This window comes from Plantibacter sp. PA-3-X8 (assembly GCF_003856975.1).
Classification (GTDB): Bacteria; Actinomycetota; Actinomycetes; order Actinomycetales; family Microbacteriaceae; genus Plantibacter; species Plantibacter auratus.
The window spans coordinates 1,001,320-1,024,244 of sequence record NZ_CP033107.1; the positions used below are offsets into that span (position 1 = coordinate 1,001,320).

Consider the following 22,925-nt stretch of genomic DNA (forward strand, 5'->3'; position numbering starts at 1 on the left):
CCTGTGATCAGCCGAGCGGGTCGGCGGCGGGTGCTACTGGTGCAGGCGGTGCGAGTGTTGCACGTGGAACAGTCGAGTGGGGGTTATCGCGCAACTCCTGATGCCGGAGTGGCTGCAGCAAGCGCTGCGTCCACGTCGTCGAGCATCGACGGCGGCGTGAACATGAGGAGCTGACGGACGGTCCGACCACGACTCCACTGGGTGCTGCGGCGGATGTCGTCGGCCTTGGCCTGATCGTGGGCACCCACCGAGCTGAGGAGGGCGTCGTACGCGGCCGGTCGGTCGATGATCTCGGAGAGCGGCGAGTCGAGGCCGAGCGTGATGTCGTCGTCGGCACTCGAGCCGGCGTCGGGGACCTCGACCGTCCAATCGTGGCGACCGGACCCGATCGTCTCCTCCGCGGCACCCGGCAACGCGACCGTCGCCGTCGTGTTCGGCGGCACGACCGCCGACACCCGGAGGGACGACCCTTCGCGTCGCCACGCCACCGACGCCTCGCCGTAGGGCGTGACGTGTCGGGCCTCGGCGTGGTCGAGTCCGTCGATCGGCCGCGGTGCGATCCGGAGTTCGCGGTAGCCGGGACCCGCGGGAGCGAGGCCGGCTACGGTGCGGTGCAGCCAGTCGGCGACGGCGCCGAGCGCGTAGTGGTTGAACGAGGTCATCTCGCCCGGGTTGACCGAGCCGTCCTCGAGCAGGCTGTCCCAACGCTCCCAGATCGTGGTCGCGCCCTTGGTGACGGGCGAGAGCCAGGAGGGGTTCTCGGTCTGGAGCATGAGGCGGCCGGCCGCGCGGAGGTGTCCGCCGTCGGCGAGTGCGTCGGTGATGAGCGGCGTCCCCACGAAGCCGGTGCCGATGCGGTAACCGTCGGCGCGGACGAGGTCGGCGAGGCGGTCCGCGAGGCGTTGCCGCAGGGCGGGGTCGTCGACGAGGTCGAACCGCAGGGCGAGGGCGTACGCGGTCGGCGCGTCGGACATCATCCGGCCGGCGGGCGTCACATACTCGGCGGTGAAGGCCGCCCGACTCCGCTCGGCCAGGTCGCCGTACCGCTCCGCGTCCGCCGTCTCCCCGAGGAGCCCGGCGGTGTCGGCGAGGATCCGGAGCGATCGCGCGTGATAGGCGCTCGCGACGATGTCCGAGTCGACCCTGGCCTTCGCCGGCTGGTCAGGCGGCGCGCTCGGGTCGAGCCAGTCGCCGAGCTGGAAGGTGTTCGACCAGAGACCGTCGGTGCTCACCCGGAGCACGGCCTCCACCCAGGAACGCATCGACGGGTACTGCTCGCGCAGGATCCCGAGGTCGCCGTAGCGCTCGTGGAGCACCCACGGCACGACGGTCGCAGCGTCGCCCCAGGCCGCGGTCGGCCCGCCGCCGGCGAACCCGGACAGCGCGGCCGGGACCACCATGGGGACGACACCGTCCTGGTGCTCCTGCTCGAGTGCGAGGTCGCGCAGCCAGGAGTCGAGGAAGGCGGAGCTGTCGTAGAGGAAGCTCGCGGTCGGGGCGAAGACCTGTAGGTCACCCGTCCAGCCGAGCCGTTCGTCGCGCTGCGGGCAGTCGGTCGGGATGCTCAGGAAGTTGCCGCGCATGCCCCAGACGACGTTCTCGTGGAGGCGGTCGAGCAGCTCGTGCGAGGAGGAGAACCAACCCGTGCGCGTGAGGTCGCTGTGGAGGACGACGGCGGAGACCGACGCCGGGTCGAATGCGCCCGGCCAGCCGTCGATCTGCGCGTAGCGGAAGCCGTGGAAGGTGAAGCGCGGCTCGATCGTCTGTTCGCCGTCGCCCGAGAGCGTGACGTGGTCGGTGGCTGCGGCGTTGCGGAGGGGACGCAGGGCGAGTTCGCCCTCGTCGAGGACCTCGGCGTGCCGGAGCGTGAGCGTCGTGCCCCGCGGGCCGGCGACGGTGAGCCGGAGGCGGCCGACGAGGTTCTGGCCGAAGTCGAGGATGGTCGCGCCCGACGGCGAGGTGAGCACCTCCGCGACCGCGCGCTCCTCGATGCGGCGGACGGGCGCGGCGATCCGGGCCTCCGGCACCGGGTGCGCAGCGTCGTCGACGAGGGCCGGGGCCCAGGTGGACGCGTCGAGCGCCGTCGTCGACCAGCCGGGTTCGACCAGGGTGGTGTCGATCGCCTCGCCGGCGTAGATGCCGCTGTCGACGAGCTCGGCACCGTCTGCCGCCGACCAGCTCGCATCGGTGACGAGCGTCTCCGTCGTCCCGTCGAGGTAGTCGAGCTGCAGCTGGGCGGCGAAGCGTGGCTGGTCGCCGTAGATGCGCTCGGCGAACTGGAAGAACCCGTACCGCTCGGTGTACCAGGCGCCGGCGACGGTCGCGGCGAGGACGTTCTCACCCGGCTCGACGAGCGCGGTGACGTCGACGGTCTCGTGCACGAGGCGGTCGCCGTAGGCGGTCCAGCCGGGGGAGAGGACGTCTTCCGAGGCGGGCATCCCGTTCAGCTGCGGTTCGGCGGCACCGAGCGCGGTCCAGAACAGCCGGGCGCGACGGACGGGCCCGCCGACCGTGAAGGTGCGGCGCACCCGGATCGGTTGCGCAGGACGCTCGGGCGCTGCGAGACCGATGAAGCGGGCGGTCCAGGCTCCGTCGGCCAGGAACGCGGCCTCGACGACGGTCGGCTCGCTCCAGGGTGTCTCCTCCCCAGCAGTCGACGCGGCACGGACCTCGACGGTGCGCACCTCGTCTGGGCCGAGTGGTGGGAACGGCCAGGAGACGAGGACGGAGTCGCGGCCCTCGACACGTGCCGTGGCACCACTGCCGTCTCGGAGTTCGGCCCAGGCCTGCGCCCAGTCGGAGCCAGCGGTCTCGACGGTCCAGCTCAACCGAGGCGTCGGCGTCGCAACCGCGGGGCTGTCGTCACGGGTCTCCGCCCGCAGCCGGCCGATCCGCGCGACGTGCGCGGTCATCGGGAGGTCCCGGCTGCGATGGTGACGACGTGCTCGTCCACGAGGTTGACGACGGACGATCCGATCCGGAGGGTGACGTCGCCTGGCTCGACCTGCCAGCCGTCCGCCCAGTGGGCGAAGACCCGGGCCGGCAGCGCGACCTCCCAGGCGACCGATTCGCCGGCGCCCGCGCGGACGACAGCCGATCCGACGAGCCAGCGCACGGGGCGGTCGACCGATGAGTCCGGTCGCTCCGCGTACACCTGCACGACGTGCTTGCCGGCGCGGTCGCCGGTGTTCGTCGCGGTCCCGGAGACGCGGGGGGAGGCGACGTCACCCGAGACCTCGCCACCGTCGATGGACCAGCTCGTGTACCCGAGCCCGTGGCCGAACCAGTAGGCGGGCGTGGCACCCGAGCGGAGCCACGCGCGGTAGCCGATGTGGATGCCCTCCTCGTAGCGGAGCACGCCGTCCACCGGGGTGACGTCGAGCACCGGGACGTCGTCGAGCGCCGCAGCCCAGGTGGTGCTCAGGCGACCACCGGGTTCGGCGACCCCGAGCAGCACGTCGGCCAGGGCGTTGCCCATCTCCTGTCCGCCGAACCAGCCGAGGAGCACGGCGGCGACCTCGTCGCTCCAGGGGAGCAGGACCGGGGCGCCGGAGTTGACGATCACGACGGTGCGCGGGTTCACGGCGGCGACAGCCCGGACGAGCTCGTCCTGACGGCCGGGGAGGGTGAGGTCGCTGCGGTCCCAGCCCTCCGATTCGACCTTCGAGTTCGTGCCGACGACCACGACGGCGACATCGGCCGCGCGGGCCGCCTCGACCGCCTGGGCGATGAGGGCGTCGGGGTCGGAGTCGTCGGGGGCGCGACCGACAGTGACGCTGATCGCGCCGAGACCGTTCTCGCTCGGGGAGAGGTCGAACTCCGCACGGAGTTCGACGGCGACGTCGGCCTGGGCGGCGAACGCCCCGGTCGCCGACGGCGGGGCGAGCAGCGCCGCGCCGAGGTCGTTCCCGACGACCACGGGTTGCTCGTCGACGAGGAGGACGCCGTCGACGAAGAGTCGGCCGTGGAGCCCCGTGGCGAAACCGAGTCGCAGTTGCTCGGTGGCCTCCGGCGTGTACGTGGTGGTGAGCACGAGCTGCGACGCCGTGGTGACCGGGGCGTCGCCGCCGAACCAGACGAGCGCGGTGGACCGGCGGTCCTCGGTGAAGAGTTCCGCGCCGTCGGCATCGAGGAACGTGGCGACGAGACCGGGGTCACCCGTGCGCGGGTTGGTGAGGCGCTCGAGCGGAAGCTCGGCGACGCCCTCCTGCACGATCGCGCCGACGGCGTAGTCGATCGTCGCCTCGGGGAGCGCGAGTCGGAGTCCCTCGAGTGGGCTGACGGTGTGCTCGGGGAGGACCGTCGCACTGCCGCCGCCCTGGGTGCGCGAGTCGCGGGCGTTGTGCCCGATGACGGCGACGCGGGTGAGCGAGGCCGCGTCGAGGGGGAGCGTGCCGTCGTTGTCGAGCAGCACGATGCCCTCAGTCTCGGCCTCGCGGGAGAAGGAGACCCCGTCGACCGGAGCGGGCGCCAGTGCTTCCTCGCCGAGGGCACCGACGCGGACCGCGAGCGCGAGGAGCCGGGCGACCTTGCGGTCGACGTCGGCTTCGGCGACGCGGCCGTCGCGGACGGCCTCGACGAGGGCCGCGCTCCATGCGGGAGCGGGGCCGGGCATGGCGAGGTCCTGGGACGCCGGCGCCGAGCCGAGGCTGCGGACGCCGGTCCAGTCGCTGACGACGACGCCGTCGAAGCCCCACTCCGAGTTGAGCGGCGTCTCCAGGAGGTCGTTCTCGCTCATCGTGACGCCGTCGACGGAGTTGTAGGCGCTCATGATCGCCCAGGTGCCGGCTTCGGTCACCGTGCGCTCGAACGGTGCGAGATAGAGCTCGCGGAGGGCACGCTCGCTCGCATGCACGTCGACCGTGAAGCGGTCGGTCTCGGAGTCGTTGGCGACGTAGTGCTTCGGGGTCGCGGCGACGCCGTTGTCCTGCAGGCCGCTGACGTAGGCGGCCGCGAGCGAACCGGTGAGTTCCGGATCCTCGCTGAACGCCTCGAAGTGCCGCCCGCCGAGCGGGGAACGGTGGAGGTTGATGGTCGGGCCGAGGACGACGTCGACGCCCTTTCGGCGGGCCTCGGCCGCGGCGACGGCGCCGTATCGGTAGGCGAGCGACGGATCCCACGAGGACGCCAGCGCGGTCGCTGACGGGAGGTTGATCGACGGCGAGCGCTCGTCCCACAGCGGACCGCGGACGCCGGCCGGCCCGTCGGACAGGACCATGGCGCGCAGGCCGATCTTCTCGAGCGGCACCGTGGTCCAGAAGTCGGCGCCGGAGACGAGCGCGACCTTCTCCTCGAGGTCGAGTCGGGCGACGAGGGCGTCGATCGCCGCGGTGTCGACGGGCTTCGTGGCGGCGGCGTGCCGGGGAGTGGTGATGGTCATGCGATGTGGGTCCGTTCTGGGGTGGCCCTTCGACAAGCTCAGGGACCGGATGGTGGGTCTCAGAGACCGGTTGTGGGTCTCGGGGACCGGTTGTGGGCCTCGGGGACCGGTTGTGGGTCTCGGGGACCGGATGTGGGCCCTTCGACGAGCTCAGGGACCGAGCGATGTGCGTGGTGCGCCCGGCCGGCCAGGTTCCTGGCCCCGGCCGACCGGGCGGTCGTGGTGATCCGGACGGATCAGGCGGCGGACTCCGCCGCACGCTGCTCGTCGATGAGGCGGCGTCGCTCCACCCGGCGGTCCTCCTGGCGGTCCGGGTCGGGGATCGGTGCCGCCATGAACAGGCGCTGCGTGTAGGGGTGGGCCGGGTGCGCCGTCACCTGGTCGCCGTCGCCGGACTCGACGATCTCGCCGTGGTACATGACCGCCACGCGGTGGCTGATGTGCCGGACGACTGCGAGGTCGTGCGAGATGAACAGGTAGGCGACGCCCGTCTGCTCCTGGATGTCGATGAAGAGGTCGAGGACCCGCGCCTGCGTCGACAGGTCGAGGGCCGACACGGGCTCGTCGCACACGATGAGCTTCGGATCGAGGGCGAGCGCCCGGGCGATCGCGATGCGCTGCCGCTGGCCGCCCGAGAACTCCCGGGGGAGCCGTGAGGCCGCGCCGGTCGGCAGCTGCACCTGGTCGAGCAGGGATCCGACGCGCTTGCGGGCGTCGGCACCGGAGACACCGCGGACGGTGAGCGGCTCGGTGAGGATCTGCTCGATCGTGAGCGAGGGGTTGAGCGAGGAGTACGGGTCCTGGAACACGACCTGGATCTCCGAACTCAGCGCTCGGCGCTCCTTGCGCTTCAAATGCCCGATCTCCTGGTCGCGGTAGCGGATGCTGCCGCCGGTGACCGGGGCGAGGCCCAGCACGGCGCGACCGAGCGTGGTCTTGCCGGAGCCGGACTCGCCGACGAGACCGACGGTCTCACCGGGCTTGATGTCGATCGACACGCCCTTGAGCGCCTTGAACGACTGGGCACGGAACCCCTTGCCCGGGTACTCGACTTCGAGGTCCTTCACCTCGAGCAGTGACGACGTCATCGGGTCTCTCCTGTCAGGTTCGTCGCGAGTGCCGGTCGGGCGGGACCCTCGTCGAGGATCGCGCCGAGCAGCGACTGCGTGTACGGGTGCTGTGCGTGGTTGAAGATCGAGCGCACCGGCCCGGTCTCCACGATGAGACCGTTCTGCATGACTGAGACGCGGTCGCAGAGGTCGGCGACCACCCCGAAGTTGTGTGTCACGAGGAGCATCGCCATGTGGCGCTCCGCCTGGAGGTCGCGCAACAGGTCGAGGACCTCCGCCTGCACGGTCACGTCGAGGGCCGTGGTGGGCTCGTCGGCGATGATGATGTCCGGGTCCGTGGAGACGGCGCCGGCGATGAGCACACGCTGCGCCATACCGCCCGAGACCTCGTGCGGGAACGCGGCGAAGGTGCGCTTGGGGTTCGGGATGCCGACCCGCTCGAGCAGGGCGAGCGCCTTGTCCGTCGCCTCCTTCTTGCTCAGGCCGAGGGTGACGCGCAGGGGTTCGACGAGCTGGCTGCCGATCGTGAACGCCGGGTCGAGGTTCGACATCGGCTCCTGCGGGATGTAGCCGATGCGCTTGCCGCGGATGGCCGTGTACTCGCGCTCCCCGAGGGTGTCGAGTCGGGTGCCCTCGTAGCGGATCGTGCCGTCGGTGACCCGGCCGCCGCGGGGCAGGAGTCCGAGGACGCCCCACGCCGTCTGGGTCTTGCCCGAGCCGGATTCACCGATGAGGCCGTGGACCTCGCCCTTGCGGATGTCGAGGTCGACGCCGTGGACGACCTCGGTGACCCGGCCGCCCTCCTGGTCGTAGCCGACGCGGAGGTCGCGGACGCTGAGGACGAGCTCCTCGGCGCGAGCGGAGGCGCGGGCGTCGTCGTCGTGACGGATGGGCGGGACGCCGACGATCTCGTCCTCGCTGATCCCGGAGGTGCTGATCGACTGGGTGACGATCGTGTTGGAGCCCGTCTTCGACGTCGTCACGATCTTGCGACGGCGTCGGCGGACGGACACGGTGCGCTCGAGCTCGTCGCGCATCGCGTTGGCGAGCAGGGTGAGCGCGATGCAGGTGAGCGCGATCGCGAGCGACGGCCAGACCATGAGGATCGGTGCCTTATAGATGTTCGTGAAGCCGTCGTTCAGCATCGAACCCCAGGTCGGCACCGACAGGTCGCCGAGACCGAGGAACTCGAGGCCGGACTGGATCGCGATGGCGATGCCCGCGATGATCGCCGACTGGATGATGATCGGTGCGCGGACGACGGAGAGGATGTGCTTGCCGATGATGCGCGGGTCGCTGAGGCCTGAGACCCGGGCGGCGTCCACGTAGAGCTCCGAGCGCACGGCCGTGACCGCCGCATAGACGAGGCGGAAGTAGGAGGGCGAGAGCAGGATGCCGAAGATGGCCATCGAGATCCAGACCGACGGGCCGAGGACGGCGCGGGCGGCGAGGAGGACGACGATGCCGGGCAGCGCCATGATGAGGCCCGTGAACCAGGACGACACGGAGTCGAACCAGCCCTGGTAGTACCCGGCGATCAGCCCGGCGACGACCCCGATGACGATCGCGACGACGAGGGCGAGGAGCGCTGCGGCGACGCTGATCTGGGTGGCGGCGAGCAGACGGGAGAACACGTCGCGCCCGGCGCTGTCCGCTCCGAGGAGATGGTCGGCGCTCGGTGGCGCCAGGACCTGCTGCAGGGACGCGAGGTTCGGGTCCTGCGGGGCGATGAGCGGTCCGAAGATCGCGACGACCCCGATGAGCGCGAGGAACACGAGCGACGCGGCGCCGATCGGGCGCTTGAGGAGCCGACGCAGGAGGTTGACGCGGACCTGCGGGGTCGGGACGGTGAGGGGGGTTTCGATGGCGGTCATGACAGTCGCACCTTCGGGTTGAGCGCAGCCTGCGCGAGGTCGATGAGCAGGTTGACGACGACGACGATGATGGCCGTCGCGATGACGACCCCCATGACGATGGGGATGTCGCCCTGGGTCGTGGCCTGCACGGCGAGCTGACCGATCCCCGGGAGGGCGAAGATCTGCTCGATGATGACCGCGCCGCCGAGGAGGCCGATGAACTGCACGGCGAGGACCGCGAGGGCCGGGCCGCCGGCGTTCCGCAGCACGTGCTTGTAGATGACGCGGCCCGTGCCGAGCCCGCGACTGCGGAGCGTCCGGACGTAGTCCTTCGACATCGCGTCGACGACCGAGCCGCGCACCTGCTGCGAGACCGTCGCGATGGCACCGATCGCGAGGGCGATGATCGGCAATGTCACCGAGGCGACCCAGCCGGAGAAGGACGTGGTGATCGGGATGTACCCGGTGGCCTTGAACAGGCGGAGGTTGATCGCGAAGGTGATGACGAGCACGAGCGCGATGAGGAAGCTGGGGATCGCGAAGCCGATGACGGAGATGAACTGGACGACGTTGTCGATCCATCCACCGCGACGGGCGGCGAGGACACCGAGGATGACGGACACGATCGCGGCGATGATGGTCGCGCCGAGCACGATCGAGAGGGTGACGGCGAGGCGGCCGGTGACGCCGGAGGAGACGAGCTGGCCGGTGAACCACGAGCGGCCGAGGTCGCCCTGGAAGGCGGAGGTGATCCAGTCGAAGTACTGCACCGGCAGCGGGCGGTCGAGGCCGAGTTCAGCCGCCTTCTTCGCGACGGTCTCGGTGGTGGCGCTCTGGCCGAGGATCCGGCGGGCGATGTCGCCGCCGCCGAGGTAGAGGAGGGAGTACGCGATCACGGAGATCACGAAGATGAGGACGACGCCGGACACCAGGCGTCTGAGGATGAATCCGAGCATGGGTCACTCCAGGAAGTGGGTGAGTGAGGGGTGTTGGGGCCGGCCCGTCCGAGCGCTGGGCACTCGGGCGGGCCGGGGTCGAACCGACGTGCAGCCGGCCGGTCCCGGTCCCTGAGCCGGTCGACGGGCGAACCCCTCGACCGGCTCAAGGATCAGCGGACTACTTCGGCTGGATGTCGTAGATGGACGGGTACGCGTTCGTCGGGATCATCTTGACGGTCGTGTTGGCGTCCGTCGCGAAGCTGCCCTGCACCCGGTAGAAGGGGGCGAACCAGGCCTGCTCGACGATGTAGGCGTTGAGTTCCTTGGCGACCTTGCCCTGCGTCGCCTCATCGCCGTACTGGATCTGCTTGATGTACTCGTCGACCTTCGGGTCGTCGTACTTGAAGGGGTTGAAGACGGCGTTCGGGGCGATCATGAACTGGATGAGCTGCCAGTCCGGGTTCTGCTCCAGCGCCATGAAGGAGACGGGGAACTTCGGGGCCAGGAGGTCGGCGATGAAGTTGTTGCCCGGGTCCGTGTACTCGGCGGTGATGCCGACGTCGGCCAGCTGCTGCGAGATCAGCGTGTAGGTGGTGGCGCCGAGCACCGTGGAGGACGGCATCGAGAGCGTCAGGCCGTCGGCGTAGCCCGCCTCGGCGAGCAGTTCCTTGGCCTTCTCGGGGTCGTAGCCGTAGCGGTCGTCGAGCGACTTGTCGTAGGCGGGCGAGTTCTCCGGGAAGACCTGACCCGTGACCGTGCCGTTGTCGTTCTGCAGCGCCTTGAGCAGCGCTGGGCGGTCGAACGCGTAGTTGATGGCCTGGCGGACGCGGACGTCGGCGATCGCCGGGTTCATCGTGCCGGCGCGGTCGAGGAGCAGCATGCCCTGGAAGTCGAGCTCGTTGGCGTTGACGGTCCAGCCGGCGCCCTCGACCTCGGCGAGGTTGTCGTTGTTGGCGAGCTTGATGCCGTTGACCTCGCCCGACTTGACGGCGTTCAGGCCTGCGGTCGCGTCCTGGAGGACGTTGATGGTCAGCTTGTCGTAGTGCTGCCAGTCCTTGTTCCAGTAGTCGGGGTTCGCCGTGTAGCTGTAGCTCGTGCCCGTGACGGTCGCGGCCGTGTCGAGCATGTACGGTCCGGAGCCGACCGGGTTGGTGGCGAGGTCGGGGCTGTCGAAGGACTCGGCGCTGGCGATCAGGCCGGGGTCGCGGGTGAGGTAGTCGAGCATGGCCGGGTCGGGTGCACTCAGGGTGATGACGACGGTGGTGTCGTCGGGTGCCTCGACGGAGGCGACGCCCGCGAAGTAGCCGGCGTCGGGGGAGGTGCCGGTCTTGAACCGCTCGAGGTTCTGCTTGACGACGTCGGCGGTGAGCTTCGACTTGTCGGTGAAGGTGACGTCGTCGCGGATCTTGAGCGTCAGGACGGTGTTGTCGTCGTTGTACTCGTAGGAGGTCGCGAGCGACGGGACGATCTCACCGTCGGCGGTGGCGACGAGCAGGGTGTCGAAGACGGCCTGGTAGAAGGGCGAGCGGTTGCCCCACTCGGAGCCGGCCGGGTCGAACGTGGTGGGGGGAGTGATCGCACCCAGGATCAGGGTGCCACCGGAGCCGCTGTCAGAGCCGGAGGTGCTACCGGAGCATCCGGTGAGCACGAGTGCAGCAGCGGTGACCGCGACGGCTGCGGTCGTCTTCCATCGGAACATCTTTGTCCATTCGCTGTGAGCAATCCCTCATCGGATCGCTGGTGATTGAGGACGCTAGCATGAAACCCGAGTGGTCACTAGCTTTTTGTTTTCGGCCATGTCACAGTTGGATCACGACCAGGCCGCGGCGTTCGACGGGGAACGCGCTATCGTGAAGCCGTCCGAAGGGGGAGGTCGTCCGATGACATCGGTCAAGACCGGGAACAAGCCGCAGGGGAAGCCCCGCGGCGCATATGCGAAAACCGGTATGAAGCGCGTCGCAATCCTCGACGCCGCGCTCGCCGTCTTCGCCAACGGGGGATATCGCGCGGGTTCACTGCGGGAGGTGGCCGCGCAGGTGGGGATGAGCGAGGCCGGGCTCCTGCACCACTTCCCGAACAAGAGCGCATTGCTCGCCGCCGTGCTCTCGCACCGCGACGACCTCTCGGCGACGCTCGTGCCGATGGACGGCGACGACCCGATCGAGACGCTCCGGGGGCTGGTCGCGCTCGCCCGGTACAACGCTTCCGTGCCCGGCGTGGTCGCGCTCTACTGCACGCTCTCGGCGGAGGCCACCTCGCCCGACCACCCGGCGCACGACTACTTCGTCGAGCGCTACGAGGGCACGCGCGGGCGGCTCGAGCGCACCTTCGGGCTACTCGTCTCCGCAGGACGGGTGCGGGCTGACTTCCCCACCACCAGTGCGGCGTTCATGACCCTCGCGCTCATGGACGGCCTGCAGGTCCAGTGGCTGCTCGCACCCGAGTCGGTCGACATGGCGGACGAGCTCCACGCCTTCCTGTCGGGGCTCCTCGGCCAGGAGCTCTGAACCCGCGCCTCCTAGGCGTCGTGTGTGGCCCGCGAGGGCGGGCTGGCCTGCACGGCGGCGGAGCGCGCGTCTCGCAGCCCGGTCCCGGTGACCGCGAGCGAGAGCCCGCGGTGCTGTCTCGTGAAGGGGACCGAGACGACGGCCGTCGTGACGATGATGAGGCTGAGGAGCGCGACGGCGCCGGACACCGTCTGGGTCAGTCCCTCCGCTCGGCCGGACAACTGGCCGGCCGACGTGGTGGCGATGTAGGGGACGGCGACGAGCGAGGCACGGTAGAGGCGTCGGGCCACCGAACCGCGGCCGTCCGGCCACTCGGGCTGCAGCCACACCAGCCGCTGGCCGAGGGACGCTCCACTGCCGACCAGTGCCGGGAGGACGACGACGAGGATCACCGTGCCGGCACCGATGCTCAGCACCTCCGGGAGCGTCGGATCGTTGTCGGGGCCCGTCGCCCCGGTGAGGAGTACCCGCGGCACGACGAACACGAGCGACAGCACCGTGATCGACACCTGCACGGCCACGGCGTCGAGCACCATCGCGAACCACCGACGCCAGACCGTGGTCGGACGCGCGCGATCGCGGCTGGCGCGGAGGACGCGAGTGCTCGGCATCCAGCTGAGGACGATCGGGGCGATGAGTGCCCCGACGGCCGCGCCGAGGGTGTTCGTGATGACGTCGTCGACGTCGGCGACCCGGTAGGCGCATTCGTACAGTCCCCAGATCCCGGTGTACTGCGTCGCCTCGATCAGGACGGAGACGAGGGCACCGAGCAGGATCGAGGAGCCGAGGCCGCGGCTCCAGTACCGGCGGGCGATGGCGCCGAACGGCACGAACAGGACCACGTTCAGCACGACCTGGAGGAACGCGTGGCTCGTGAGCGTGCTGAGGACCGAGAAGCCGGCGGTCTCGCGAGCGACGTCGGCGATCGAGTGCCCCGGGACGAGCTCGAGCGCACCGTGGGCCGTCGCGCAGTTCGCGCGCTCGTCGGGGAGTGGCAGCAGGGTGTAGGCGACGAGTGCCACCGCGTAGATGCTGACCCCTGCTGCGCCGAGCACTCGGGGGAGGGACATCTGTCCGTAGCGCCGTGTCTGGACGAGCAGGATCGGCCCGAGCACGGCGAAGAAGATCGCCGTACCACCGACGAGTCCGATCCACGCCTGCCAGGTCCACCCGCTCATGCCGACAACAGTAGGGCGAACGGGCCCCTCAGAGCATCAGTCGTCGGATGGATTCCCGGAGGGTCCGGTCCCTCAGAGGTCGTAGGCGTTCGCGCTGTCCGTCGGATGCCGGTCCTCGCTGGCGATCGACGGCGGTGAGGAGCGGAGCGCGATCTGCTCCTGCAGGTACGGCAGCGCGGTGGGGTTCTCGGGTTCGTTCATCGTGGAGTGGGTGGTCTCGCTCATGACGGGCGCTCCCGCATCGAGCAGCAGCGTCGCCTCCACCGATTGCCCGTCGGCACCGTAGGCCGAGATGGTGACCGAGTCGGCGTCTCCGGCGCGGGCGAGGAGCGCCGCGTACTCGAGGAGTGCGTCGGCCGTCGCATCGTCGATGAGCAGGGACTTGTCCGCGTAGGTCAGGTGCTTCATGCAATCGACCGTAGATCGATCAGAAATGTTGTCGGCGCGCTTGCAATTCGTCGTGAGGAGTGGGACCGCGTGCGGGCATGGGCGGGATCCGACCGGACCGATCGCCCGAAATGCAAGCGATCCGTCGGTGTTTCTCCTCCGTCGGGCCACGGCGTACCGTCGTCGCCAGCACACCGATGGGAGGCCTGCATGGGAAAGATCATCTACGACGCCGGCGTGAGCATCACCTTCGACGATCGGGTCATGGCGCATCTGCAGCACGTCATCGGCGTGAAGCTGCGCCGCTCGGAGAGCTTCTTCTTCAGCTGGCGGGACGATCCCCGAGCCGGCGACGGGCGCAGTGCGATCTGGTTGCACCCCGCCATGTCGCTGCGGTTCAAGTACACCGGGAGCGTTCCGGTGGAACTCAACCGCGCCTGGCTGGACGTCCTCGCCGTGAGCGCCGACTCGTCGCAGGGCCTCGGTGTGCTGCCGGAGCCGACGGAGCGCCGCTCGTGAGCCGGCTCGAGATCCTCTACGACGGCGAGGTGTACACCGTGCCGGCCGAGGAGGACGCGTACCGGGCGCGGGTGCTCGAGCTCGTCTCGGACGGGGGGTTCCACTGGCTCGAGGTGAACCGCGGCGAGGGGCGTCTGGAACCCATCGGGCTCCTGATCGGTCCGGGCATCCCGATCGCGATCGGTGCTCTCGAGCCCAGCGCGCGCGACGACGACGACGTGTACACCGCCCACGTCGAAGAAGCGTGAGGCTCCTCACTCCCGACGGGGCGATGGGGCTCCTCGTCGTCGCGGCTCCTCGGACGCCGAGCCGCCGGGGCCCGGTTCGTGGCTGAGGAACAGCCCGGCCGGGGAGGAGGCGGCGTCGAGCAGCTGCGCGATCCAGTCCTGGTTGATGTCGTCCATGACGTTGGCGTCGTCGATCACGAAGTGGAGCGGCAGGGCCGGGTGGATCCAGACGGTCTCCCGCCCCTCGCCGACCGTGTGGACGCGCCAGGTGAAGAAGAACGGTTCTCCCCGCCGCAGCTTGATGCCGACGACGACCTGGAGATGCCGCAGTGCGCGGTCCGGGATCGCGATGCTGAACTCGGACCCGTAGATGAGCTTGCCCATGATCGTCAGTGCGGCGCCGCCGAGGAGCAGTTGATGGTCAACTCCCCGGAGTTCGCCTTCTGCATGAGCGCTTCGAGCAGCGGGCGGTCGAGCTCGCTGCGGTCGCCGCTCTCGAACCGGAACTGCAACGGGATCGCGGGATGCAACCACAGGGTGGTGCGCCCCTGGTCGCTGTCGTTGAAGCGGATCATCAGGGCGAAGGACTCGTTCCTCCGCAGCTTCATCAGCGCGATCGCCTTGACGTGAGCCAGTTCCGGATCCGGGAGCTGCACCTGAGCGCTCGAGATCCCGTAGACGAGTGTCCCCATGGTCGTGTTCATCCCCTCGACCCCAGGTGAGGTGCCGACGGGTACGCCGAACATGCACGCACGGTCCGACGGGGTCCGGGTCGAAGGTACGTGCTTCCAGGGTAGAAAACGTGGCCAGTTTCCGAAGAAGTATGGATACGCGACCGTAGCGTGACTATCGTTCGGCTTCGGTCCGCCGGGGCCGTCCTCGTGCGCCGGAGGCGGCTGATCCGGGCGATGATGGGGTGTGCCGACCCTCATCGTGACCACTCATCCCGACGGCGACTCCCTCACCCGCCACCTCGCCGACCGCCTGGCCGAGGTGCTCACCCCCGACGCCGTCGAGGTCGCCGATCTGGCGGCGGAGGGCTTCGACCCGCGCTACCTGCTCAGTGACCGGCACACCTACCGCGTGGGCGGGGACTACACCCCCGATGTCGCGCGGGAACAGGATCGTCTCGACCGCGCGACGGATCTGGTGCTCGTGTTCCCCGTGTACTGGTGGTCGATGCCGGCGCTGTTGAAGGGCTGGTTCGACCGCGTCTTCGTCAACGGCTGGGCGTTCGGCGTCGACGCCGACGGCGGGATCGTGCGCAAGCTCGACCGCTTGCGGATCCACGTCGTCCCCGTGGCGGGCGACGACGCCGGCGTCTACGACCGTCACGGCTACGAGCAGGCGATGCGGACGCAGATCGAGCACGGCATCGTCGACTTCTGCGGAGCCCGGCGCGGGGTGACGGCGTACGTCCACGACTCGGAAGGCGAGGACGCGGATGCGCGGACGCGTGCGGTCGAGGCGGCGGTGGCCGCGGTCGTCGAGGCGATTCGAGCCTGACCGCCTTTCGACAAGCTCAGGGACCGGGACGACCGCCCTTCGGCGAGCTCAGGGACCGGGACGACCGCCCTTCGACAAGCTCAGGGACAGGGACTCGGTCACTGAGCCGCCCCCTCCGGTCACTGAGCCGCCCCCTCCGGTCACTGAGCCTGTCGAAGTGCTACGCCGTGAGCGTGCGGTTCAGCCGTTCGGTCGCGGTGTCCATGTGGTGCTGCATCGCAGCCGTCGCGGCGGCGGGGTCGCCCGACATGATCGCCTCGTAGACGGCCTCGTGCTCCTCGAAGGCGCGCTGTGCGTCGACGTCCTCGTGGATACCGCGCTCCACCCAGATGCGGAGCAGCGAGCGGATGCTCTGCAGGAGGTCGGACAGCACGCGGTTCCCGGTGGCGGAGGCGAGCTCCAGGTGGAACTTGAGGTCGGCCTCGATGAACTTGGTGCGGTTGGCACCCGCCTCGCTCATCGCGGTGAGGTGGTTGCGGAGCCGGTTGCGTGCCATGTCGTCCATGCGCGTCGCGGCGAGGCCGGCGGCGAAGACCTCGAGCTGCCCGCGCACCTCGATGAGTTCGCGGGTCCGTGGTTCGCCGAGCATGAGGCCCCAGCTGAGCGTCTCGGGGAGGAGCTCGGAGACGCTGCCGCGGAGGTAGGTGCCGCTGCCCGGGCGGACGTCGACGACGCCGAGGATCTCGAGCGCCGCGAGCGCCTCGCGGACGGCAGAGCGCCCGATGCCGAGGGATGCGGCGAGCTGGCGTTCCGGTGGGAGGCGGGTCCCCGGGGCGATCTCACCGCTCGTGAAGTGGTCGAGCAGGCGCTTCGCGACGGCGGAGACGGCGGATCCCACGGCGACCGGTCCGAGGCTGGACGAGATGTCGTCGGTCGGCCGATCCGGGAACGCAGGCATGGGTTCACTGTATCGCGGCCCTTCGACAAGCTCAGGGACCCGGAGGGGGGCTTCAGGGACCGGGCGGGGGGCTTCAGGGACCGGGAGGGGTGCTTCAGGGACCGGTAGGGGTGCTTCAGGGACCGGGAGGGTGTTCAGGGACCGGGAGAGGCTCGGGGGCCAGCGATGCTTGAATTGGTCAACCGGTTGATGTATCGTTCATTCCGGTCCGACCCGGACCACGCCCTGCCCGCGGCATCGATGCCGCCCACCCGAGGAGTCATAGTGGACACCACCGCCCCCGCGGCCAATCCGGCTGTCGAGCGATCAGCCATCCGGAAGGTCTCGATCCGTCTCGTGCCGTTCGTGGCGCTGATGTTCTTCATCAACTACCTGGACCGCACCGCGATCGGGTTCGCCGCCCCCAACGGCATGAACGAGGACCTCGCGCTCTCCGCCGCCCAGTTCGGCTTCGCGTCCGGCGTCTTCTTCATCGGCTACATCCTGCTCGAGGTGCCCAGCAACCTCGCGCTCAACAAGTTCGGTGCCCGCCGCTGGCTCGCCCGCATCATGGTCACCTGGGGCATCGTCGCGGTCCTGTTCACCTGGGTCGCCAACTTCGAGCAGCTCGCGATCCTCCGCTTCGTGCTCGGTGTGGCCGAAGCCGGCTTCTTCCCCGGCGCGATCCTCTTCCTGAGCCTCTGGGTCCCGGCCAAGCACCGCAGCAAGATCCTCGCCCTCTTCTACCTGGCGCAGCCGCTCACCACCGTCATCGGCGCACCCCTCGCCGGGTGGCTCATCGGCCAGCACGGCGTGTTCTTCGGCCTCGAGGGCTGGCGGTTCATGTTCCTCGGCGTCGGTCTCCCGGCCATCCTCATCGGTGTCATCGCCTGGTTCTACCTGAAGGACCGCCCCGCGGACGCCAAGTGGCTGACCACCGAGGAGCAGGTCTGGCTCACGGCGGCTCTCGCACATGAGAAGGCCACCACGGAGCAGAAGCAGGGCCACGTCAGCCTCAAGCACGCGTTCACGAGCGGTCGTGTCTGGATGCTCGCGTTCATCTACTTCGGCTTCATCTACGGCCTCTACGCGCTCGGCTTCTTCCTCCCCACGATCATCGAGGGCTTCCAGGAGACGTTCGGGACCGAGTTCAACGTCATGCAGAAGGGCCTCATCACGGCGATCCCGTACGTGCCGGCCGCCATCGCCCTGTACTTCTGGTCTCGTGACGCGACGCGTCGTGGCCTGAAGACCTGGCACATCGTGATCCCCGCGATCGTCGGCGCCGTGAGCATCCCGCTCGCGCTCTTCGCCAACTCGCCCGCCCTCACCATCGCGATCATCGCGGTCACGGCCATGGCGATCTTCGCCGCGCTGCCGAACTTCTGGACGCTGCCCACACAGTTCCTCACCGGTGCGGCAGCGGCTGCCGGCATCGCGCTCATCAACACGGTCGGCAACCTCGCCGGCTTCTCGGCGCCGTACATCACCGGCGCCGTCGCGGACCTCACCAAGGTCGGCGACACCCCGCAGTACGTCGTCCCGATGTTCATCGTCGGTGGCTTCATGATGATCTCCGCCACGCTCATGGTGATCCTCTCCAAGCAGCGGAGCTCTCGCGAGCTGCGCGTCTCGCACGACGACCTCACGGGCAAGACCCGATGACGCGCCTCTTCAACGACCCGGCGGACTTCGCCGACGAGATGATCGACGGCTTCGTCGCCGCGAACCGCAACCAGGTCCGGCGCGTGACCGGCGGCGTCGTCCGGAGCACCCGGACGCCCGAGGGCACGGTCGCGCTCGTCATCGGCGGTGGCTCCGGCCACTACCCGGCGTTCGGCGGCATCGTCGGACAGGGCCTCGCTCATGGCGCGGCGATGGGCAACCTGTTCGCCTCGCCGTCCGCGCACCAGGTGGAGTCGGTCGCGAAGGCGGCGCAGCGCGGCGGCGGCGTCCTCCTCAGCTACGGCAACTACGCCGGTGATGTCCTCCACTTCACCCAGGCACAGGACGCCCTCAACGCGGCGGGCATCCCCACCCGCAGCGTCGCCGTCACCGACGACATCTCGAGCGCGCCCCTCGCCGAGAAGCACAAGCGTCGGGGCATCGCCGGCGACCTCACCGTCTTCAAGTCCGCCGCCGCCGCGGCCGAGGCGGGCTACGACCTCGACGAGGTCGTCCGCGTCGCCACCCACGCGAACGAGCGCACCCGGTCCTTCGGTGTCGCCTTCAGCGGCTGCACCCTGCCGGGCGCGACCGAGCCGCTGTTCACCGTGCCCGAGGGCCGCATGGCGGTCGGCATGGGCATCCACGGCGAGCCCGGTATCGACGAGACCGACGTGCCGACGGCCGATGAGCTCGCCTCGCTGCTCGTCTCCTCGCTGCTCGCGGAACTGCCCGAGGGCGTCTCCGAGGCCACGGGCGCGCGCGTCGGGGTCATCCTCAACGGCCTCGGCTCGGTGAAGTACGAGGAACTGTTCGTCGTCTACCGTGCGGTCGCCGCACAGCTCGAGGCCGCAGGGGTGGAGATCGTCGATCCCGAGGTCGGCGAGCTCGTCACGAGCTTCGACATGGCCGGCGTGTCGCTCACGCTCTTCTGGTTGGACGAGGAGCTCGAGGGCTTCTGGGCTGCCGGTGCCGACACCCCCGCCTACCGCAAGGGCGTCGTCGCAGCGGCCGAGCAGCTCGACCCCTCGGAGCTCGTCGCCGAGACGGCTGCCGAGATCCCCGAGTCCACTGACGAGTCACGGGCAGCCGCCGCGGTCGTGGTCGAGGCCCTCGACGCGCTGGTCCAGGTCATCGACACGAACGTCGAGGAGCTCGGACGGATCGACGCCGTCGCGGGTGACGGCGACCACGGCATCGGCATGCAGCGCGGTGCTCGTGCCGCCGTCACCGCCGCACACGCCGCCGCCGATGCCGGGGCCGGTGCCCACACCGTCCTGCACCTGGCCGGCGACGCCTGGGCGGACCGCGCCGGCGGCACGTCCGGCGCCCTGTGGGGCCTCGCGCTCCGCTCGGTCGGAACCGCCCTCGGCGACGAGGCCGCACCAGGCCGCAGCGACGTCGCGACCGGCGTGCAGGCCGCGGTCGACGGCATCATGTCGTTCGGCAAGGCCGAGGTCGGACAGAAGACGATGGTCGACGCGCTCGTGCCGTTCACCACCACGTTGCGTGCAGCCGTCGCCGACGGTTCCGACCTCGTCGCCGCCTGGACGACCGCCGCTACGGCTGCCTCCACCGCTGCCGCTGAGACCGCGGACCTCCTGCCGAAGATGGGCCGCGCCCGTCCGCACGCCGAGAAGAGTCTCGGTACCGTCGACGCCGGTGCCTACTCGTTCGGCCTGATCGTCACGGCGATCGTCCCCGTCCTCGAGCGGGCCGCCAGCACCACCGCGCCGGACGGCTCCACCAGCACCACCACCAACGAAGGAGTACACGCATGACCGATCAGCTGCGCATCGTCATCGGCTCGGATGACGCCGGGTTCGACTACAAGGAGATCGTCAAGCGCGACCTTGAGCAGCACGACGGCGTCGCCTCGCTCGTCGACGTGGGCGTGGACGCCGATGGCCACACCGCCTACCCGCGCGTCGCGATCGCCGCCGCGGAACTCGTCGCGTCCGGCCAGGCCGACCGCGCGCTCCTCTTCTGCGGCACCGGCCTGGGCGTCGCGATCGCCGCCAACAAGGTCGCCGGCATCCGCGCCGTCACGGCACACGACAGCTTCTCGGTCGAGCGCGGTGTCCTCAGCAACAACGCGCAGGTCCTGACGATGGGTCAGCGCGTCATCGGCATCGAGCTCGCCCGCCGCCTGGTGCGCGAGTGGCTGACGTACCGCTTCGACGAGTCCAGCGCGAGTGCCGAGAAGGTCGCCGTCATCGGTGAGTACGAGGCGACGGGCTCCTGCTGATGACCGCCTCCCCGTCGACCGCGAGCACGTCGACCGCGCCCCGCGTGGTCGGGGTGAGCCTGAAGATGTACTTCGGCCACGCGCAGACCCTCGACTGGATCGAGCAGGTCGGCGCCCTCGCCCGCCGGCACGAGGCCGTGGTCGACGGTCGCGTGCGGCTGTTCGTCATCCCCGGCTACCTCGCGGTCGCGCCGTCGGTGGCGGCCCTCGTCGGGACGGGCGTGCTGGTCGGAGCACAGGACCTCGCGAGCGCGGACCGTGGCGCGTTCACCGGTGAGGTCGGCGGTCCCGAGCTCGCCGAGGTCGGCGTCGCGGTGGTCGAGGTCGGCCACGCGGAGCGCCGCTCCCTCTTCGGCGAGACCGACGAGGTCGTCGCCGAGAAGACCGCCGCGGCCCTCCGCAACCGCCTCTCGCCGGTCCTCTGCATCGGCGAGGTCGAGCGCACGACGCCCGAGGCGGCTGCGACGGAGTGCGTGCGACAGCTGGACTCCGCGCTCGCCGACGCCGTGGCAGGACCGGTGATCGTCGCCTACGAGCCCGTGTGGGCGATCGGTGCGGCTGAACCCGCGTCTGCCGAGTACGTGCGAGCCGTCGGCGCGATCCTGAAACAATCGATCGCCGAGCGTCCCGACCGGGTCGGCAGTTCCGTCATCTACGGCGGCAGTGCGGGTCCCGGTCTGCTGACCGCCCTCGGTGACGACGTCGACGGCGTGTTCCTCGGACGCTTCGCCCACGACGTCGCGGCGCTCGAGGCCGTGCTCGACGAGGCCCTTCGACAGGCTCAGGATGGCACCCTTCGACAGGCTCAGGGACCGAGGACAGCATGATCGGCTTCGGCACCTACACCTTCTTCTGGGAGGGCTCCGAGCTCGCTCCCGAGCGCTTGAGCGTCATCGGCATGATCGAGCGCACGGCCGACGCCGGCGTCGAGCTCTTCCAGATCTGCGACGACGCCCGCATCGAGACGATGTCCGACGATGAGCTGCGCCAGATCGCCGAGGTCGCGCGCGAGCGTGGGGTCACCCTCGAACTCGGGACGAAGGGGATCGCGGTCGCGCACCTCGAACGCTTCCTCCACATCGCCACCGTGCTGGGCGCGAAGCTCCTGCGCAGCATGGTCACGTCGGGCGACGACCGGCCGTCCCACGCGGCCGCCGTCGATCGACTCCGCGCGGTGCTCCCGGCGTTCGAAGCGGCCGGCGTGACGATCGCGCTCGAGACCTACGAGCAGCTGTCGTCGCAGGAGCTCGTCGACCTCGTGAGTGCCGTCGACCACCCGAACCTCGGCATCTGCCTCGACCCCGCCAACACCGTGGCCCGGCTCGAGCACCCGAGCGACGTGATCGCCCGCACCGCCCCGTACGTCCGCAACATCCACGTCAAGGATTTCGCGTTCACCCGTCGGGGTGGCTGGGTCGGCTTCACCCTCGAGGGTGCCCCGCTCGGCACCGGCCTGCTCGACTACCCCGCCCTCACCGCCGTCGTCCGACCGGACGAACGCGGTGTCAACCAGATCATCGAACACTGGCTCCCGCTCGGCGACTCCATCACGGAGACGATCGAGCTCGAGCGCACGTGGACCGCACACAACCTGCAGTACCTGAGAGAAGGAAGATCATGACCGACACCACCACCGTCGCGGACCAGCTCACCATCGCCGTCATCGGCGCGGGCGGCAAGATGGGCATGCGCGTCTCCAACAACCTCGTGAAGACCAGCCACACCGTCTTCTACAGCGAGGTCTCGCCCGCCGGCCAGGAGCGCGTGACCGAGGCCGGTCGCGAGCTCACCGAGACCGATGCGGCCGTCACCGACGCCGACGTCGTCATCCTCGCCGTCCCGGACCTCGCCCTCAAGGCCGTGTCCGCCGGCGTCGTCCCGCTCATGAAGTCGGGCGCCGTGCTCCTCACGCTCGACCCGGCCGCAGCGTACGCGGGTCTGCTGACGCGTCGCGACGACGTCATCCAGGCCGTCACGCACCCCTGCCACCCGTCGGTCTTCGTCGAGCGCCACACGCCCGAGGAGTACGCGGACACCTTCGGTGGCATCGCCGCTCTTCAGGACGCCATCGCGGCGATCGAGTCCGACGACGCTGAGAAGCAGGCGCAGGTCGAGGCCGTCGTCCGGGCGATCTTCGCCCCAGTCGGTGAAGTCCACTGGGTCACGGTCAAGCAGCTCGCGCAGCTCGAGCCGACCCTCGTGGAGACGATCGCCTGCATGATCGGTGCGCTCCTCAAGGAGTCGCTCGACGAGGCCGTCAACACCATGGGTGTGCCGGAGCCGGCCGCTCGTGCGATCCTCCTCGGCCACACGCAGGTCGCCCTCGCGAACTCGCTCAAGGGCGACAACCCGTTCTCCGACGCATGCCTCATCGCGATGGACTACGGCCGCAGCGCGATCATCAAGGACGACTGGAAGAAGGTCTTCCAGGACGACGAGCTCGACAAGAACCTCGCCGCCATGCTCCACCTCGACAAGATCGAGCGGTAACCCACCTCCCCGACTGTTCGCAATTCAGGACGTGCCCGGCGCGTCGGCCCGCTCCACCCCCGATCCGGGTCGACGTG

The 22,925-nt window shown here is 69.9% G+C and carries 21 protein-coding genes; 10 read left to right on the plus strand and 11 right to left on the minus strand.

Annotated features, from left to right (window positions below):
• Positions 1 to 83 precede the first annotated feature (83 nt).
• The 6 genes from EAO79_RS04725 to EAO79_RS04750 form a co-directional block, all read right to left on the minus strand.
• On the minus strand, positions 84 to 2,912 hold the full coding sequence (locus EAO79_RS04725; RefSeq protein WP_124767996.1) for a family 78 glycoside hydrolase catalytic domain: 2,829 nt from the start codon (positions 2,910 to 2,912) through the stop codon (positions 84 to 86).
• Positions 2,909 to 5,380: a beta-glucosidase gene (locus EAO79_RS04730; protein WP_124767998.1), complete on the minus strand. Its 2,472-nt coding sequence runs from the start codon at positions 5,378 to 5,380 to the stop codon at positions 2,909 to 2,911. The genes EAO79_RS04725 and EAO79_RS04730 overlap by 4 nt, the downstream gene beginning before the upstream one ends.
• 236 nt (positions 5,381 to 5,616) lie before the next feature.
• Positions 5,617 to 6,468, minus strand: coding sequence for an ATP-binding cassette domain-containing protein (locus EAO79_RS04735; RefSeq protein ID WP_064295413.1), 852 nt, complete (start codon positions 6,466 to 6,468; stop codon positions 5,617 to 5,619).
• Complete coding sequence (locus EAO79_RS04740) at positions 6,465 to 8,324, minus strand: dipeptide/oligopeptide/nickel ABC transporter permease/ATP-binding protein (protein ID WP_124768000.1); 1,860 nt, start codon at positions 8,322 to 8,324, stop codon at positions 6,465 to 6,467. The genes EAO79_RS04735 and EAO79_RS04740 overlap by 4 nt, the downstream gene beginning before the upstream one ends.
• The gene (locus EAO79_RS04745; protein WP_079704501.1) at positions 8,321 to 9,262 is read right to left on the minus strand and encodes an ABC transporter permease; all 942 of its coding nucleotides are present in this window, start codon (positions 9,260 to 9,262) and stop codon (positions 8,321 to 8,323) included. The genes EAO79_RS04740 and EAO79_RS04745 overlap by 4 nt, the downstream gene beginning before the upstream one ends.
• 160 nt (positions 9,263 to 9,422) lie before the next feature.
• Positions 9,423 to 10,943 carry an ABC transporter substrate-binding protein gene (locus EAO79_RS04750; RefSeq protein ID WP_124768002.1) on the minus strand — a complete coding sequence of 507 codons (1,521 nt, stop codon included), beginning with the start codon at positions 10,941 to 10,943 and terminating at the stop codon, positions 9,423 to 9,425.
• A 247-nt stretch (positions 10,944 to 11,190) separates the two neighbouring features.
• Here EAO79_RS04750 and EAO79_RS04755 point away from each other — a divergent pair, with 247 nt between their 5' ends.
• Complete coding sequence (locus tag EAO79_RS04755; RefSeq protein WP_241160987.1) at positions 11,191 to 11,751, plus strand: TetR/AcrR family transcriptional regulator; 561 nt, start codon at positions 11,191 to 11,193, stop codon at positions 11,749 to 11,751.
• Positions 11,752 to 11,762: 11 nt separating this feature from the next.
• On the opposite strand, the gene EAO79_RS04760 is transcribed toward EAO79_RS04755, so the two are convergent.
• Positions 11,763 to 12,929, minus strand: a complete 1,167-nt coding sequence (locus EAO79_RS04760) for a VanZ family protein (protein WP_124768004.1) — start codon at positions 12,927 to 12,929, stop codon at positions 11,763 to 11,765.
• Between the two features lie 72 nt (positions 12,930 to 13,001).
• The gene (locus EAO79_RS04765) at positions 13,002 to 13,337 is read right to left on the minus strand and encodes a hypothetical protein (RefSeq protein WP_124768006.1); all 336 of its coding nucleotides are present in this window, start codon (positions 13,335 to 13,337) and stop codon (positions 13,002 to 13,004) included.
• Between the two features lie 189 nt (positions 13,338 to 13,526).
• Here EAO79_RS04765 and EAO79_RS04770 point away from each other — a divergent pair, with 189 nt between their 5' ends.
• Positions 13,527 to 13,835 carry an ATP-dependent DNA ligase gene (locus tag EAO79_RS04770; RefSeq protein ID WP_124768008.1) on the plus strand — a complete coding sequence of 103 codons (309 nt, stop codon included), beginning with the start codon at positions 13,527 to 13,529 and terminating at the stop codon, positions 13,833 to 13,835.
• Positions 13,832 to 14,083 carry a hypothetical protein gene (locus tag EAO79_RS04775; protein WP_124768010.1) on the plus strand — a complete coding sequence of 84 codons (252 nt, stop codon included), beginning with the start codon at positions 13,832 to 13,834 and terminating at the stop codon, positions 14,081 to 14,083. Before EAO79_RS04770 ends, EAO79_RS04775 begins: the two co-directional genes overlap by 4 nt.
• Before the next feature lie 6 nt (positions 14,084 to 14,089).
• Here the strand turns inward: EAO79_RS04775 and EAO79_RS04780 are convergent, their stop codons facing one another.
• Both EAO79_RS04780 and EAO79_RS04785 read right to left on the minus strand, forming a co-directional pair.
• A complete protein-coding gene (locus EAO79_RS04780) occupies positions 14,090 to 14,446 on the minus strand; it encodes an ATP-dependent DNA ligase (protein WP_124768012.1) in 357 nt (118 codons plus the stop codon).
• A 5-nt stretch (positions 14,447 to 14,451) separates the two neighbouring features.
• Positions 14,452 to 14,808 carry a hypothetical protein gene (locus EAO79_RS04785; RefSeq protein ID WP_124768014.1) on the minus strand — a complete coding sequence of 119 codons (357 nt, stop codon included), beginning with the start codon at positions 14,806 to 14,808 and terminating at the stop codon, positions 14,452 to 14,454.
• Positions 14,809 to 14,980: 172 nt separating this feature from the next.
• On the opposite strand from EAO79_RS04785, the gene EAO79_RS04790 reads away from it, so the two are divergent.
• Positions 14,981 to 15,568: an NAD(P)H-dependent oxidoreductase gene (locus tag EAO79_RS04790; protein WP_124768016.1), complete on the plus strand. Its 588-nt coding sequence runs from the start codon at positions 14,981 to 14,983 to the stop codon at positions 15,566 to 15,568.
• Positions 15,569 to 15,728: 160 nt separating this feature from the next.
• Here the strand turns inward: EAO79_RS04790 and EAO79_RS04795 are convergent, their stop codons facing one another.
• Positions 15,729 to 16,466, minus strand: a complete 738-nt coding sequence (locus EAO79_RS04795) for a FadR/GntR family transcriptional regulator (protein ID WP_064295407.1) — start codon at positions 16,464 to 16,466, stop codon at positions 15,729 to 15,731.
• Positions 16,467 to 16,730: 264 nt separating this feature from the next.
• On the opposite strand from EAO79_RS04795, the gene EAO79_RS04800 reads away from it, so the two are divergent.
• From EAO79_RS04800 to EAO79_RS04825, 6 genes are read left to right on the plus strand one after another with little or no spacing between them, the layout of a single operon-like run.
• The gene (locus EAO79_RS04800) at positions 16,731 to 18,110 is read left to right on the plus strand and encodes an MFS transporter (protein ID WP_229940051.1); all 1,380 of its coding nucleotides are present in this window, start codon (positions 16,731 to 16,733) and stop codon (positions 18,108 to 18,110) included.
• On the plus strand, positions 18,107 to 19,891 hold the full coding sequence (locus tag EAO79_RS04805; protein WP_124768018.1) for a dihydroxyacetone kinase family protein: 1,785 nt from the start codon (positions 18,107 to 18,109) through the stop codon (positions 19,889 to 19,891). Before EAO79_RS04800 ends, EAO79_RS04805 begins: the two co-directional genes overlap by 4 nt.
• Positions 19,888 to 20,358, plus strand: coding sequence for a ribose-5-phosphate isomerase (locus tag EAO79_RS04810; RefSeq protein WP_124768020.1), 471 nt, complete (start codon positions 19,888 to 19,890; stop codon positions 20,356 to 20,358). Before EAO79_RS04805 ends, EAO79_RS04810 begins: the two co-directional genes overlap by 4 nt.
• The gene (locus EAO79_RS04815) at positions 20,358 to 21,185 is read left to right on the plus strand and encodes a triose-phosphate isomerase family protein (protein WP_124768022.1); all 828 of its coding nucleotides are present in this window, start codon (positions 20,358 to 20,360) and stop codon (positions 21,183 to 21,185) included. The genes EAO79_RS04810 and EAO79_RS04815 overlap by 1 nt, the downstream gene beginning before the upstream one ends.
• The gene (locus tag EAO79_RS04820) at positions 21,182 to 21,979 is read left to right on the plus strand and encodes a sugar phosphate isomerase/epimerase (RefSeq protein WP_124768024.1); all 798 of its coding nucleotides are present in this window, start codon (positions 21,182 to 21,184) and stop codon (positions 21,977 to 21,979) included. The genes EAO79_RS04815 and EAO79_RS04820 overlap by 4 nt, the downstream gene beginning before the upstream one ends.
• Complete coding sequence (locus tag EAO79_RS04825) at positions 21,976 to 22,848, plus strand: phosphogluconate dehydrogenase C-terminal domain-containing protein (RefSeq protein ID WP_079704514.1); 873 nt, start codon at positions 21,976 to 21,978, stop codon at positions 22,846 to 22,848. Before EAO79_RS04820 ends, EAO79_RS04825 begins: the two co-directional genes overlap by 4 nt.
• Positions 22,849 to 22,925: the final 77 nt, after the last annotated feature.